Here is a 12,519-nt window from a genome sequence, read left to right as displayed (position 1 = left end):
GCAGGGAGCTCCCAGCAGGAAGTGCGTGCGGCACGGTCGCGGTTCGGCGCTGCCGGCGACATGGACGTGTCCGGCTCCTGCGCCGGATCAGCGGATGCCGGCGGCCCGCGGGAGGGAGGGGGGCGGGACGGTCGCCGTTGAGGTGGTGGTGAACACAACGTCAGAAGGGCCCCGACGCGTGAGATAGCTCACGCGTCGGGGCCCTTCCCCACGGCTTGACCAAGCTGTGCGATGCCCCACAGCGTCTACGCAACGAGAAACGGGCCCCTGCCGTGACTTACGTCACCGGCAGAGACCCGTTCATCGGTATCTCACTGTGCGCGAGGGGGGAGTTGAACCCCCACGCCCTTGCGGGCACTGGAACCTGAATCCAGCGCGTCTGCCTATTCCGCCACCCGCGCATTGGGTGTGTCCTCCGGCTCCGGCCCCTGCGGGCCGTTCCCCTTCCGACACCCAGAACATTAGCACGTCGTACGGGGCGGATTCACATCCCTTCCCTCCGCCCCGGCCTGCGGGCGACGCCGCCCGCAGGCCGGGCCGCCGACCGACGCCCACGTATCAAGGAGTACCTGTTCACGTATCAACCTCGTACCGGTCCCGGCCATCTCCCCAGGAGGCGGACCGGGCCCACAGCCGGGTGCGGGACACTGGTCTTCACACACCTCTACGATCCTTGACAAGAGGAGTTCGAAGGGGAGGCGCCCGGGGAACCGGCTCTTTGCCGGGCGCGTGGATACGATCTGTAAGCAGTACCAGGTAACGCAGCACGGCAAGCAGCACCCAAGCAGCACGGCACGACAGGACGACAGCGACGGAGGAGGTGCCCCATGGGAGTCCTGAAGAAGTTCGAGCAGCGCCTCGAAGGTCTGGTCAACGGCACCTTCGCCAAGGTGTTCAAGTCCGAGGTCCAGCCCGTGGAGATCGCCGGTGCGCTCCAGCGGGAGTGCGACAACAACGCCACCATCTGGAACCGCGACCGGACCGTCGTACCCAACGACTTCATCGTGGAACTGAGCGCGCCGGACTACGAGCGCCTCAGCCCCTACTCCGGCCAGCTCGGCGACGAGCTCGCCGGCATGGTGCGCGACTACGCCAAGCAACAGCGCTACACCTTCATGGGACCGATCAAGGTCAACCTGGAGAAGGCCGAGGACCTCGACACCGGCCTGTACCGGGTGCGCAGCCGCACCCTCGCCTCCTCCAGCAGCCAGCAGGCCCCCTCGGCACCCGCCGCCCCCGCGGCGTCCCCGCCCACCGGACGGCCCGGCCAGGGCGCCCCCGGCGGCTACGGCTACCCGCCCGCCGCCGCCCCGCCCATGCCCGCCGCCCCGCCCCCCGGCGCCCGCCCGGGCGGATACGGCTACCCACAGCCCGCCACCCAGCGGCCCGCGGCCGCCCCGATGAGCGGCGGGCGCACCCGCTACTGGATCGAGATCAACGGCACCCGCCACCAGATCTCCCGCCCGACGCTCGTGCTGGGCCGCAGCACCGAAGCCGACGTGCGGATCGACGACCCCGGCGTCTCCCGCCGGCACTGCGAGATCCGGACCGGAACGCCCTCGACGATCCAGGATCTCGGCTCCACCAACGGCATCGTGGTGGACGGGCAGCACACCACCCGCGCTACGCTCCGCGACGGCTCGCGGATCGTCGTGGGCAGTACCACCATCATTTACCGGCAAGCCGAAGGGTGAAGCGGGGGCAATGTCAGAGCTGACCCTCACGGTCATGCGGCTGGGTTTCCTGGCCGTACTGTGGCTGTTCGTGATCGTGGCCGTGCAGGTCATCCGCAGCGACCTGTTCGGTACGCGCGTCACCCAGCGCGGATCGCGCCGGGAGGCCGCGCGCCCGCAGCAGGCCGCAGCCCGGCAGCAGGCCGCGCCCCCGCAGCAGCGCGGCCAGCAGGGCGGCGGCCGGCAGCGCCGCAACGCCCCCTCCAAGCTGGTCGTCACCGAGGGGACCCTGACCGGCACCACCGTCGCACTCCAGGGCCAGACCGTCACCCTGGGCCGCGCCCACGACTCCACGATCGTGCTGGACGACGACTACGCCTCCAGCCGCCATGCCAGGATCTACCCGGACCGCGACGGCCAGTGGATCGTCGAGGATCTCGGCTCCACCAACGGCACCTACCTGGACCGGTCCCGGCTGACGACTCCCACGCCGATCCCGCTGGGCGCGCCGATCCGCATCGGCAAGACCGTCATCGAGCTGCGGAAGTAGTGCTACATCATGACTGAGCGCGAGCGGAGCGAGCACGCCACGGCGGACCGCACCACGGCCCCCGGCGCGCTCCCGACCGGAGGGTGGGCAGTGTGGCTCGACACGACCGGCTGTACCCGGAGCCGACAGGCGAGGTGCGCATGAGTCTGTCACTGCGCTTCGCCGCCGGATCGCACAGAGGCATGATCCGGGAGGGCAACGAGGACTCCGGTTACGCCGGTCCGCGCCTGCTCGCCATCGCCGACGGCATGGGCGGCCAGGCCGCCGGCGAGGTCGCCTCCTCCGAGGTCATCTCCACCCTGGTCACGCTCGATGACGACGTCCCCGGCTCCGACATCCTCACCTCCCTCGGCGCCGCCGTGCAGCGCGCCAACGACCAGTTGCGCTCCATGGTCGAGGAGGACCCGCAGCTCGAGGGCATGGGCACCACCCTGACCGCCCTGCTGTGGACCGGTCAGCGGCTCGGTCTCGTCCACGTCGGCGACTCCCGCGCCTACCTGCTGCGCGACGGCGTCCTCACCCAGATCACCCAGGACCACACCTGGGTCCAGCGCCTCGTCGACGAGGGCCGGATCACCGAGGAAGAGGCCACCACCCACCCGCAGCGGTCCCTGCTCATGCGGGCGCTCGGCAGCGGCGACCACGTCGAACCCGACCTGTCCATCCGCGAGGTCCGGGCCGGCGACCGCTACCTGATCTGCTCCGACGGCCTCTCCGGCGTCGTCTCCCACCAGACGATGGAAGAGACCCTCGCCAGCTACCAGGGCCCGCAGGAGACCGTGCAGGAGCTGATCCAGCTCGCCCTGCGCGGCGGCGGCCCCGACAACATCACCGTCATCATCGCCGATGTCCTGGACCTGGACACCGGAGACACCCTCGCCGCGCAGCTGTCCGACACGCCCGTCGTGGTCGGCGCCGTCGCCGAGAACCAGCACCACCTGCACGACAACGGCATCATGCAGACCCCGGCCGGCCGCGCCTCCGGCCTCGGCCGCCAGGGCCACGGCCAGGGCGGCGGCGAGTTCGGCCCGCCCGGCAGCGGCGACACCACCGGCTACATCCCGGGCGGCAGCTTCGGCGACTACACCGACGACGACTTCACCAAGCCCCGCAAGGGCCGCAGATGGCTCAAGCGGTCCCTGTACGGCACCCTCGCCCTCGCCGTCATCGGCGGCGGCCTCTACGGCGGCTACCGCTGGACCCAGACGCAGTACTACGTGGGCACCAAGGACGAGCACGTGGCGCTGTACCGGGGCATCAGCCAGGACCTGGCCTGGGTGTCGCTGTCGAAGGTGGAGAAGGACCACCCCGAGATCGAACTCAAGTACCTGCCGCCCTACCAGCAGAAGCAGGTCAAGAACACGATCGCGGAGGGCGGCCTGAAGGACGCCCAGTCGAAGATCGACGAACTGTCCGTGCAGGCCTCCGCGTGCAGGAAGGAAGCCGAACGCCAGACGGCCGCGAACAAGAGCAGCTCCAGGACCGGCCAGGGCAAGCCTTCGGGCACCACGGGAACCACCACCACCTCCTTCACGTCCAAGGCCTCGCCGACACCGAACCCGTCGGGCACGACGCCGTCCCCTTCGCATTCGAAGTCTCCGTCCACGACCCCGTCCGCGACCCCCAGCCCCGGCCCCAGCCTCTCGGAGGATGAGCAGAAGGTCGTCTCGCTGTGCGGTAAGCAGTAGGCAAGCCGTGAGAGGCCCCGTCACACGATGAGCACTACCAACCAGTCGACGCACCACACGTCCACGATCGGCGCGATCGGCGCCCCGAGCCGCCGCAACACCGAACTGGCGCTTCTGGTCTTCGCCGTCGCCATCCCGGTGTTCGCCTACGCCAACGTGGGCCTGGCCATCAACGACCAGGTACCCGCGGGCCTGCTGAGCTACGGCCTCGGCCTCGGTCTGCTGGCCGGCGTCGCCCACCTCGTGGTGAGAAAGTTCGCCCCGTACGCCGACCCGCTCATGCTGCCGGTGGCCACCCTGCTCAACGGACTCGGCCTGGTCGTCATCTGGCGCCTGGACCAGTCCAAACTGCTGCAGTCGATCGACCAGGCCGGTAGTGCGGCGCCCAAGCAGCTGCTGTACACCTCGCTGGGAATCGCGCTGTTCGTCGCCGTTCTCGTCTTCCTCAAGGACCACCGGGTACTGCAGCGGTACACGTACATCTCCATGGTCGCCGCGCTGCTGCTGCTGCTCCTGCCGCTCGTCCCGGGGCTGGGCACCAACCTCTACGGCGCCAAGATCTGGATTCACGTAGGCAGCTTCTCCATCCAGCCCGGTGAGTTCGCGAAGATCGTCCTGGCGGTCTTCTTCGCCGGCTACCTGATGGTGAAGCGCGACGCGCTCGCGCTGGCCAGCCGCCGCTTCATGGGCCTCTATCTGCCCCGCGGCCGCGACCTCGGCCCGATCCTGGTCGTCTGGTTCATCTCGATCCTCATCCTGGTCTTCGAGACCGACCTCGGCACCTCGCTGCTGTTCTTCGGCATGTTCGTGATCATGCTGTACGTCGCCACCGAACGGACCAGCTGGATCGTCTTCGGTCTGCTGATGTCCGCGGCCGGCGCCGTGGGCGTGGCAAGCATCGAGCCGCACGTGAAGTCGCGTGTCCAGGCGTGGATGAACCCGATGCACGAGTACCTGCTCAGCCGAAAGGGCGTGCTCGGCCACTCCGAGCAGCTCCAGCAGGCCCTGTGGGCGTTCGGCTCCGGCGGCACCCTCGGCAGCGGTCTCGGCCAGGGCCACTCCGAGCTCATCCGCTTCGCCGCCAACTCCGACTTCATCCTCGCCACCTTCGGCGAGGAGATGGGCCTCGCCGGCATCATGGCGATCCTCCTGCTCTACGGCCTGATCGTGGAGCGCGGCGTACGCACCGCCCTCGCCGCCCGCGACCCCTTCGGCAAGCTGCTCGCCGTCGGCCTGTCCGGCGCCTTCGCGCTGCAGGTCTTCGTGGTGGCCGGCGGCGTGATGGGCCTGATCCCGCTGACCGGTATGACGATGCCGTTCCTGGCGTACGGCGGCTCCTCCGTCATCGCCAACTGGGCGCTCATCGGCATCCTCATCCGCATCAGCGACACCGCCAGACGACCGGCGCCCGCCCCCGCCGGCAACCCCGACGCCGAGATGACCCAGGTGGTCCGCCCGTCATGAACAAACCCCTGCGCCGGATCGCGATCTTCTGCGGCCTCCTCGTCCTCACCCTCCTCATCCGGGACAACTGGCTGCAGTACGTCAAGGCCGACAGCCTCAAGAACGACACGGACAACCGCCGCGTCACCATCGCCCGCTACGCCACCCCGCGCGGCGACATCATCGTCGACGGCGATCCCATCACCGGGTCCACGGAGACGAAGAACAACGACCTGAAGTACAAGCGCACCTACAAGAACGGCCCCATGTGGGCGCCGGTCACCGGGTTCGCCTCCCAGGCATTCGGCGCCACCCAGCTGGAGTCCATCGACGACGGCATCCTCACCGGCGACGACGACCGGCTCTTCTTCCGCAAGACCCTCGACATGATCACGGGCAAGCAGCAGCAGGGCGGCAACGTCGTCACCACCCTCAACGCCGCCGCGCAGAAGGCCGCGTACAACGGCCTGAAGCAGCAGGGCGGCAAGGGCGCCGTGGTCGCGCTCGAACCGTCGACCGGCAAGATCCTGGCCCTGGCCTCCTACCCGTCGTACGACCCGTCGTCCTTCGCGGGCGCCAGCGACTCCGACGCCAAGGCCTGGAAGAGCCTCCTGAAGAAGAACAACCCCAACGACCCGATGCAGAACCGTGCGCTGCGCGAGACGTACCCGCCGGGCTCCACCTTCAAGGTGGTCACCGCGGCGGCCGCGCTGGAGAACGGGTTGTACAAGTCGGCCGACGAGAACACCGACTCGCCGCTGCCGTACATCATGCCGGGCACCACGACCCCGCTGAAGAACGAGGGCAACATCCCCTGCAAGAACGCCCCCCTGCGCGTGGCGCTCAAGGTGTCCTGCAACTCCGTCTTCGGCAAGATCGGCGCCGACCTCGGCAACGACAAGATGCTGGCGGAGGCGAAGAAGTTCGGCTTCGACTCCGAGCAGTTCACCCCGGTCCGCTCCAACGCCTCGGTGTTCTCCGACAAGATGGACAGGTCGCAGACCGCGCTGTCCTCGATCGGCCAGTTCAACACCGCCGCGACCCCGCTCCAGATGGCCATGGTCGCCTCCGCCGTCGCCAACGACGGCAAGCTGATGAAGCCGTACATGGTCGACGAACTGCAGTCCTCCAACCTCGACCCGGTCGCCAAGACGGACCCGGAGGAGCTCAGCCAGCCGCTGACCCCGAAGAACGCCCAGATCCTGCAGTCCATGATGGAGACGGTCGTCAAGGACGGCACCGGCAAGAACGCCCAGATCAGCGGTGTCACCGTGGGCGGCAAGACCGGTACCGCCCAGCACGGCGTCGAGAACAGTGCGAACCCGTACGCCTGGTTCATCTCCTACGCCAAGCTCTCCGACGGCAGCTCGCCGGTCGCCGTGGCCACGGTGATCGAGGACGACCAGGCCAACCGCGAGGACATCTCCGGCGGCGGCCTCGCGGCGCCGATCGCGAAGAGCGTGATGGAGGCGGTCATCGGTTCCAAGAAGTGACACCGCTCACGTCCCCCTCACATCGGTGCACGTTGCGATACCGGTCCTGTATCGGGTGACGGGCTTGGCCAGGTCACACAAAGCGAGCCGGGTACGGTAGGCCCGGACGACAGCCTCCGGCCGCACACACATGTGACGGCCGGGACCGACGGAGAGGGCTGGTAGGGAACTATGGAAGAGCCGCGTCGCCTCGGCGGCCGGTACGAGCTGGGCCAGGTGCTCGGCCGTGGTGGCATGGCCGAGGTCTACCTCGCGCATGACACGCGCCTCGGCCGCACGGTGGCGGTGAAGACGCTGCGCGCGGACCTCGCGCGCGACCCGTCCTTCCAGGCCCGGTTCCGCCGGGAGGCCCAGTCGGCCGCCTCGCTCAACCATCCCGCGATCGTCGCGGTCTACGACACGGGCGAGGACTACATCGACGGGGTCTCGATCCCGTACATCGTGATGGAGTACGTCGACGGCTCCACGCTCCGTGAGCTTCTTCACAGCGGCCGCAAGCTGCTGCCGGAGCGGTCGATGGAGATGACCATCGGCATCCTCCAGGGCCTGGAGTACGCCCACCGCAGCGGCATCGTCCACCGCGACATCAAGCCGGCGAACGTCATGCTCACGCGCAACGGCCAGGTCAAGGTGATGGACTTCGGCATCGCCCGCGCCATGGGCGACTCCGGCATGACCATGACGCAGACGGCGGCGGTCATCGGCACCGCCCAGTACCTGTCGCCCGAGCAGGCCAAGGGCGAACAGGTCGACGCCCGCTCGGACCTCTATTCGACCGGGTGTCTCCTCTACGAGCTGTTGACGGTCCGCCCGCCCTTCGTCGGCGACTCCCCCGTGGCCGTCGCCTACCAGCACGTCCGCGAGGAGCCGCAGCCGCCGAGCGTCTTCGACCCCGAGATCACGCCCGAGATGGACGCCATCGTCCTCAAGGCCCTGGTCAAGGACCCCGACTACCGCTACCAGTCGGCCGACGAGATGCGCGCCGACATCGAGGCCTGCCTCGACGGCCAGCCGGTCGCGGCCACGGCCGCACTGGGCTCGGTGGGCTACGGCGGCTACCCCGACGACCAGCCGACCACGGCCCTGCGCTCCGAAGCGGGCGCCGGCGCCACGACGATGCTGCCGCCGATGAACCCGGACGACGGCGGCTTCGGCTACGACGACCGCCCGGACCGGCGCCGCCAGCCGAAGAAGAACAACACCTCCACCATCCTGCTCGTCGTGGCGGGCATCCTGGTGCTGGTGGGCGCGATCCTGATCGGCAAGTACGCGTTCCCCGGGCACAACGCGAGTGATGAGACCTTCCCGGCGCCGAACTTCGTGAACCACACGGTGTCCGAAGCGCAGAGCATGGCCGCGAACCGCGACTTGAAGGTCTCGATCACCAAGAAGGCCTGCGGCAAACCGGCGAAGACGGTCTGCGACCAGAACCCGACCGCGGACTCGGACGTGAAGAAGGGCGACACCGTCACCCTGACCGTGTCGACGGGCACGCCGAAGGTGACCGTCCCGGACGTCCGCGGCATCCAGTTCGACAAGGCCGAGACCCAGCTCAAGGAGAAGGGCTTCGACGTCGAGAAGAAGGTCGAGGTGTCCACCCAGCCGCCGGGCATCGTCACGAACCAGGACCCGCCAGGTGGCACGTCGAAGCAGAAGGGCACGACGATCACCCTCACCGTGGCCAAGGCCGAGGAGAAGGCGACCGTCCCCGACGCCACCGGAAAGTCCTGCGACGAGGCCAAGGCCCTGATGACCTCCAACAACCTGGTCGGCAACTGCACCGACGTGGAGACCGACGACCAGTCCAAGGTCGGCAAGGTCATCGCGACCGACCCGCAGGCCGGCACCCAGCTGAACAAGAACTCCCCGGTGCAGATTCAGATCGGCAAGGCCAAGCAGAATCAGCAGGCGCAGGTGCCGGACGTTCGCGGGCAGAGTGTGAAGCAGGCCAAGGAAACCTTGAAGCAGGCCGGTTTCAACAACATCCAGTTCGCCAACGGCAGCGACCAGAGCGACACCGCGGTCGTCGTGAACCAGGACCCGCAGGGCGGCACCCCGGAGGGCGATCCCGGCGGCACGCAGATCACCCTGCAGACGGTCGGCTTCGGCGGCAACGGCAACAACAACGGCGGCAACAACGGCGGTGGCGGCGGCACCAACCTCTTCGGCGGTGTGACCGGCTGACGTCCTGCCCGGCTCCACATCGTGCTCCCCACCGACCGGTTCGGTGGGGAGCACGATGCTTTTGCGCCAGTTCTGAGTGATCAGTAGACTTGATCGCGACCATTCAAGTAAGCGGGGGAACGCTTCACATCTGTCGTCCTGTCTCCGGACGAGCGTCAGCGCAGTCTTCTCATGCGGGAAGACGAAGACCTGACCAGGTCTCGCCCCCCGCCCGAAAACGGGAAGACGTGCAACGTGACGCGTAGAGTACGTGCGGTCCAAGCGATCCTTCTGTCCTTCGTCGTAGCGACCATGGGGTTCCTCGCCGCGCCGAGCGCCAGTGCCTCTGCCGGCACCTACTGCCAGCCCGGCTTCCAGGAGTACGCGCACCAGAGCCGCACGATCAACCTGCCGAACAAGCCTGACGTCGTTGTCACCGTCTCGACCTGCCTGTACAACGAAAAGGGCTTCTACCAGGCGGTTCAGGTCCTCAAGTGGCACTCCACCATCGGCACCGACTGCTGCGGCACCAAGTTCAACTGGTTCGAGCACACCACCTGGGTGCAGAAGAACGACGTGAACAAGTGCAGCGAGTCCACGCACCCCGACATCAACTCGTACGAATCCGGCAGCAGCACCATCACCTGCGTCTGGAACTCGGCCGACACGACGGGCATGTCCGCCGACGGCAAGGTCGCGTACGACATCGCCGATGACGGAAAAGACCCGATCACCTGGAACCTGACCGGCACCGGCTGACCACGTCCGGCTGCCACAGCCGGCCGACCGGTGAACACGCGAACGGCCCTGCGGAACGCTCCGCAGGGCCGTTCGCGGCTCACAGGGTGCTAGCCGCGCAGTTCCTTCGGCGGTGTCCGCTTGCTGTCGACCTTGTCCACGCGGACCAGTTCCCCCCACACCACGTACCGGTACCGGGACGTGTACACCGGTGTGCACGTCGTCAGGGTGATGTAGTGGCCGGGCTTCTTGACGCCCGACTCCTTCGGGACCGAGGTCAAGACCTTGACGTTGTACTTCGAGGTCTCCGAGAGGATGTCGTAGACCTTGTAGACGTACCACTTGTCCTTCGTCTCGAAGACGATCGGGTCGCCCACCTTCACCTTGTCGACGTTGTGGAACTTGGCGCCGTGGCCGTCACGGTGGGCCGCGAGGGCGAAGTTGCCCGTCTTGCCGGAGGTCGGGAGCGTGGCCTTGACCGGGTCCGTGTAGTAGCCGGCCACCCCGTCGTTGAGCACGTCCGTCGACGTGCCCTTCTCCACCAGGACCTCGCCGTTCCTCATCGCCGGGACGTGCAGGAAACCGATGCCGTCCTTGGTGTCCAGCGCCCCGGGCCCACCGCCGTTCGACGAGCCGTGGGCCCAGTCGTCGCGGACCTTGTCGGCCTGCTTGTGCGCCGTGCGGTCGGCGACGACGTTCGTCCACCACAGGGAGTAGACGACGAAGAGGCCGAGCACCAGGCCCGCCGTGATGAGGAGTTCACCGAAGAAGCTGACCGCCGTCGCGATCCGGCCCGTTCGCCGGCGCCGGGGAGGGCGCGCCGCCTCGGGCCCGTCCGTCTGTGCTTCGGTGTCGTCGGCGGTCGCTGCCACTGTTCATCTGCCCTTACTCGACGAGCGCATCCGGTTTGCCCTTGCTGCGCGGGCGTTCCTCGACCATCTTGCCCCAGACGATCAGCCGGTACTTGCTGGTGAACTCCGGGGTGCACGTGGTCAGGGTTATGTAGCGGCCCGGCGCGGTGAAACCCGAGCCCTTCGGGATGGGATCCAGCACACTCGTGTTCGAAGGGTCTGTCACGGGCAGCATCGAGGTCATCTTGTAGACGTAGTAGGTGTCCTGCGTCTCCACGACCACCGCGTCGCCCTTCTGCAGCCGGTTGATGTACCGGAAGGGCTCCCCGTGCGTGTTGCGGTGCGCGGCCAGACCGAAGTTGCCCGTCTTCGCGCTCGGCATCGCCGTCTTCAACGCGCCCTCGCCGTAGTGGCCGACCATGCCCTTGTCGAGCACCTTCTTGTTGCTGACGCCCTCCGCTATCGGCGCCACCACGTCCAGCTTGGGGATGTGCAGGATGGCGAAGCCCTGTCCCGGCTCGAAGGTCCCCGGGGCACGCTTGCCGCTCGCCCAGTCCTGCTGCAGGGTGTTCGCCTCCCTGCCGGCCTGAGCGTGCGCCCGCACGTTCGTCCACCACAACTGGTAGGTGACGAACAGCAGCATCACCACGCCGGTGGTGATGAACACCTCGCCGATCACCCGGCTCGCGACGACGGCAGCGCCCGGTTTGCGGGCCTTGGCCGCACGCCGGGCCTCGACACGGGACAGCGGCGCCCCGGCCTTCGGCTCCTCCGGCGGCTCCTCCACGCCCTCCCGGGCAGCGCCATGGCGTCCACCACGACGCTTGGCGGCCTTTCTGCGGGCCGCCCGGCCACCGGAGCGGGTTCCTGTGGCAGAGGAGGCGGAAGCGGCCGTAGAGGCCTGCTGGGGCGGCGGATCCGGTATTCGCAGCGCCATCGTCTCCTCGTCGACGGGAGACGGATACGGCTCCTCGCGCGCCCCCTGCCCGTACCAGTCCCCACGCGCACCGGAAGCCTCGTACGACTGATCCCCGTACGAGGTATCGGTCTTGCGCTCCGGGCGCAGTGCGGTCACGCCGTGGCCCTGCCCACCACCGGGGCGAGCCCCGCCGACCTGGCCACGGCCCCCTGGTCACCGCACTCCACCAGCCAGTTGGCCAGCATGCGGTGGCCGTGCTCGGTGAGCACCGACTCGGGATGGAACTGCACACCTTCGACGGGCAGTTCACGGTGGCGCAGCCCCATGATGATGCCGTCGTGGGTACGGGCGGTCACCTGGAGCTCGGCCGGCACCGTCGCCGGCTCGGCCGCCAGGGAGTGGTAGCGGGTCGCGGTGAACGGGGACGGCAACCCCGCGAAGACACCCCGTCCCTCGTGCTCCACCAGCGAGGTCTTGCCGTGCAGCAGCTCCGGCGCGCGGTCCACCACACCGCCGTACGCCACCTGCATCGACTGCATGCCCAGACAGACGCCGAACACCGGGACACCCGTCGAGGCGCAGTGCCGGACCATGTCCACGCACACCCCCGCCTGCTCCGGAGTCCCCGGCCCCGGCGACAGCAGCACCCCGTCGAACCCCTCCTGGGCGTGCGCCGTCGACACCTCGTCGTTGCGCAGCACCTCGCACTCGGCGCCGAGCTGGTACAGGTACTGGACCAGGTTGAAGACGAAGCTGTCGTAGTTGTCGACGACGAGAATCCGCGCACTCACTGGTTGTCCACCGTCACATCGTTGAAGGGCAGCAGCGGCTCGGCCCAGGGGAAGACGTACTGGAAGAGCACGTAGACCACGGCCAGCGCCAGCAACAGTGAGATCAGCGCCTTCACCCACGCGTTTCCCGGCAGATGCCGCCAGATCCAGCCGTACATGCCGTCCCTTCCGTTCCACCCACGGCACCAGACTCCCGCCGTACCTCACCAG

General features: G+C 68.3%; 10 protein-coding genes, 1 tRNA gene and 1 pseudogene. 7 read left to right on the top strand and 5 right to left on the bottom strand.

Going from position 1 to position 12,519, the window contains the following annotated elements:
• Positions 1–317: 317 nt before the first annotated feature.
• Positions 318–401, bottom strand: a tRNA-Leu gene (locus tag ACFY0F_RS13250).
• A gap of 426 nt (positions 402–827) precedes the next feature.
• Between ACFY0F_RS13250 and ACFY0F_RS13245 the strand changes: the two genes are divergently transcribed.
• The 7 genes from ACFY0F_RS13245 (at position 828) to ACFY0F_RS13215 (ending at position 9,769) form a co-directional block, all read left to right on the top strand.
• Entirely contained in the window at positions 828–1,694 is an 867-nt protein-coding gene (locus ACFY0F_RS13245; RefSeq protein WP_388792594.1) for an FhaA domain-containing protein, read from the top strand.
• A 10-nt stretch (positions 1,695–1,704) separates the two neighbouring features.
• The gene (locus tag ACFY0F_RS13240; RefSeq protein ID WP_388792592.1) at positions 1,705–2,223 is read left to right on the top strand and encodes an FHA domain-containing protein; all 519 of its coding nucleotides are present in this window, start codon (positions 1,705–1,707) and stop codon (positions 2,221–2,223) included.
• Positions 2,224–2,363: 140 nt separating this feature from the next.
• Positions 2,364–3,911 (top strand): Stp1/IreP family PP2C-type Ser/Thr phosphatase, encoded by a 1,548-nt coding sequence (locus ACFY0F_RS13235; protein ID WP_388792591.1) that lies wholly within the window; start codon positions 2,364–2,366, stop codon positions 3,909–3,911.
• Positions 3,912–3,938: 27 nt separating this feature from the next.
• Positions 3,939–5,375 carry an FtsW/RodA/SpoVE family cell cycle protein gene (locus ACFY0F_RS13230; RefSeq protein ID WP_388792589.1) on the top strand — a complete coding sequence of 479 codons (1,437 nt, stop codon included), beginning with the start codon at positions 3,939–3,941 and terminating at the stop codon, positions 5,373–5,375.
• Complete coding sequence (locus ACFY0F_RS13225) at positions 5,372–6,847, top strand: peptidoglycan D,D-transpeptidase FtsI family protein (RefSeq protein WP_388792587.1); 1,476 nt, start codon at positions 5,372–5,374, stop codon at positions 6,845–6,847. The genes ACFY0F_RS13230 and ACFY0F_RS13225 overlap by 4 nt, the downstream gene beginning before the upstream one ends.
• A gap of 171 nt (positions 6,848–7,018) precedes the next feature.
• Positions 7,019–9,031, top strand: coding sequence for a Stk1 family PASTA domain-containing Ser/Thr kinase (gene pknB, locus ACFY0F_RS13220; protein WP_388792585.1), 2,013 nt, complete (start codon positions 7,019–7,021; stop codon positions 9,029–9,031).
• A 234-nt stretch (positions 9,032–9,265) separates the two neighbouring features.
• Positions 9,266–9,769: a hypothetical protein gene (locus ACFY0F_RS13215; RefSeq protein ID WP_388792583.1), complete on the top strand. Its 504-nt coding sequence runs from the start codon at positions 9,266–9,268 to the stop codon at positions 9,767–9,769.
• Between the two features lie 89 nt (positions 9,770–9,858).
• Here ACFY0F_RS13215 and ACFY0F_RS13210 read toward each other — a convergent pair whose 3' ends face one another.
• The 4 genes and pseudogenes from ACFY0F_RS13210 to ACFY0F_RS13195 all read right to left on the bottom strand — a co-directional run bounded on the left by ACFY0F_RS13210 (position 9,859) and on the right by ACFY0F_RS13195 (position 12,516).
• Positions 9,859–10,620 carry a class E sortase gene (locus ACFY0F_RS13210; RefSeq protein WP_388792581.1) on the bottom strand — a complete coding sequence of 254 codons (762 nt, stop codon included), beginning with the start codon at positions 10,618–10,620 and terminating at the stop codon, positions 9,859–9,861.
• Between the two features lie 13 nt (positions 10,621–10,633).
• A complete protein-coding gene (locus ACFY0F_RS13205; RefSeq protein WP_388792579.1) occupies positions 10,634–11,674 on the bottom strand; it encodes a class E sortase in 1,041 nt (346 codons plus the stop codon).
• Complete coding sequence (locus tag ACFY0F_RS13200; RefSeq protein ID WP_388792577.1) at positions 11,671–12,309, bottom strand: aminodeoxychorismate/anthranilate synthase component II; 639 nt, start codon at positions 12,307–12,309, stop codon at positions 11,671–11,673. Before ACFY0F_RS13200 ends, ACFY0F_RS13205 begins: the two co-directional genes overlap by 4 nt.
• A pseudogene (locus ACFY0F_RS13195) lies at positions 12,306–12,516 on the bottom strand (hypothetical protein). Before ACFY0F_RS13195 ends, ACFY0F_RS13200 begins: the two are co-directional and overlap by 4 nt.
• Positions 12,517–12,519 lie beyond the last annotated feature (3 nt).

Source organism: Streptomyces sp. NPDC001544 (assembly GCF_042894285.1).
GTDB lineage: Bacteria > Actinomycetota > Actinomycetes > Streptomycetales > Streptomycetaceae > Streptomyces.
Note: the sequence above shows the minus strand (reverse complement) of the source record. Positions and strands in the feature narration are given on the sequence as shown.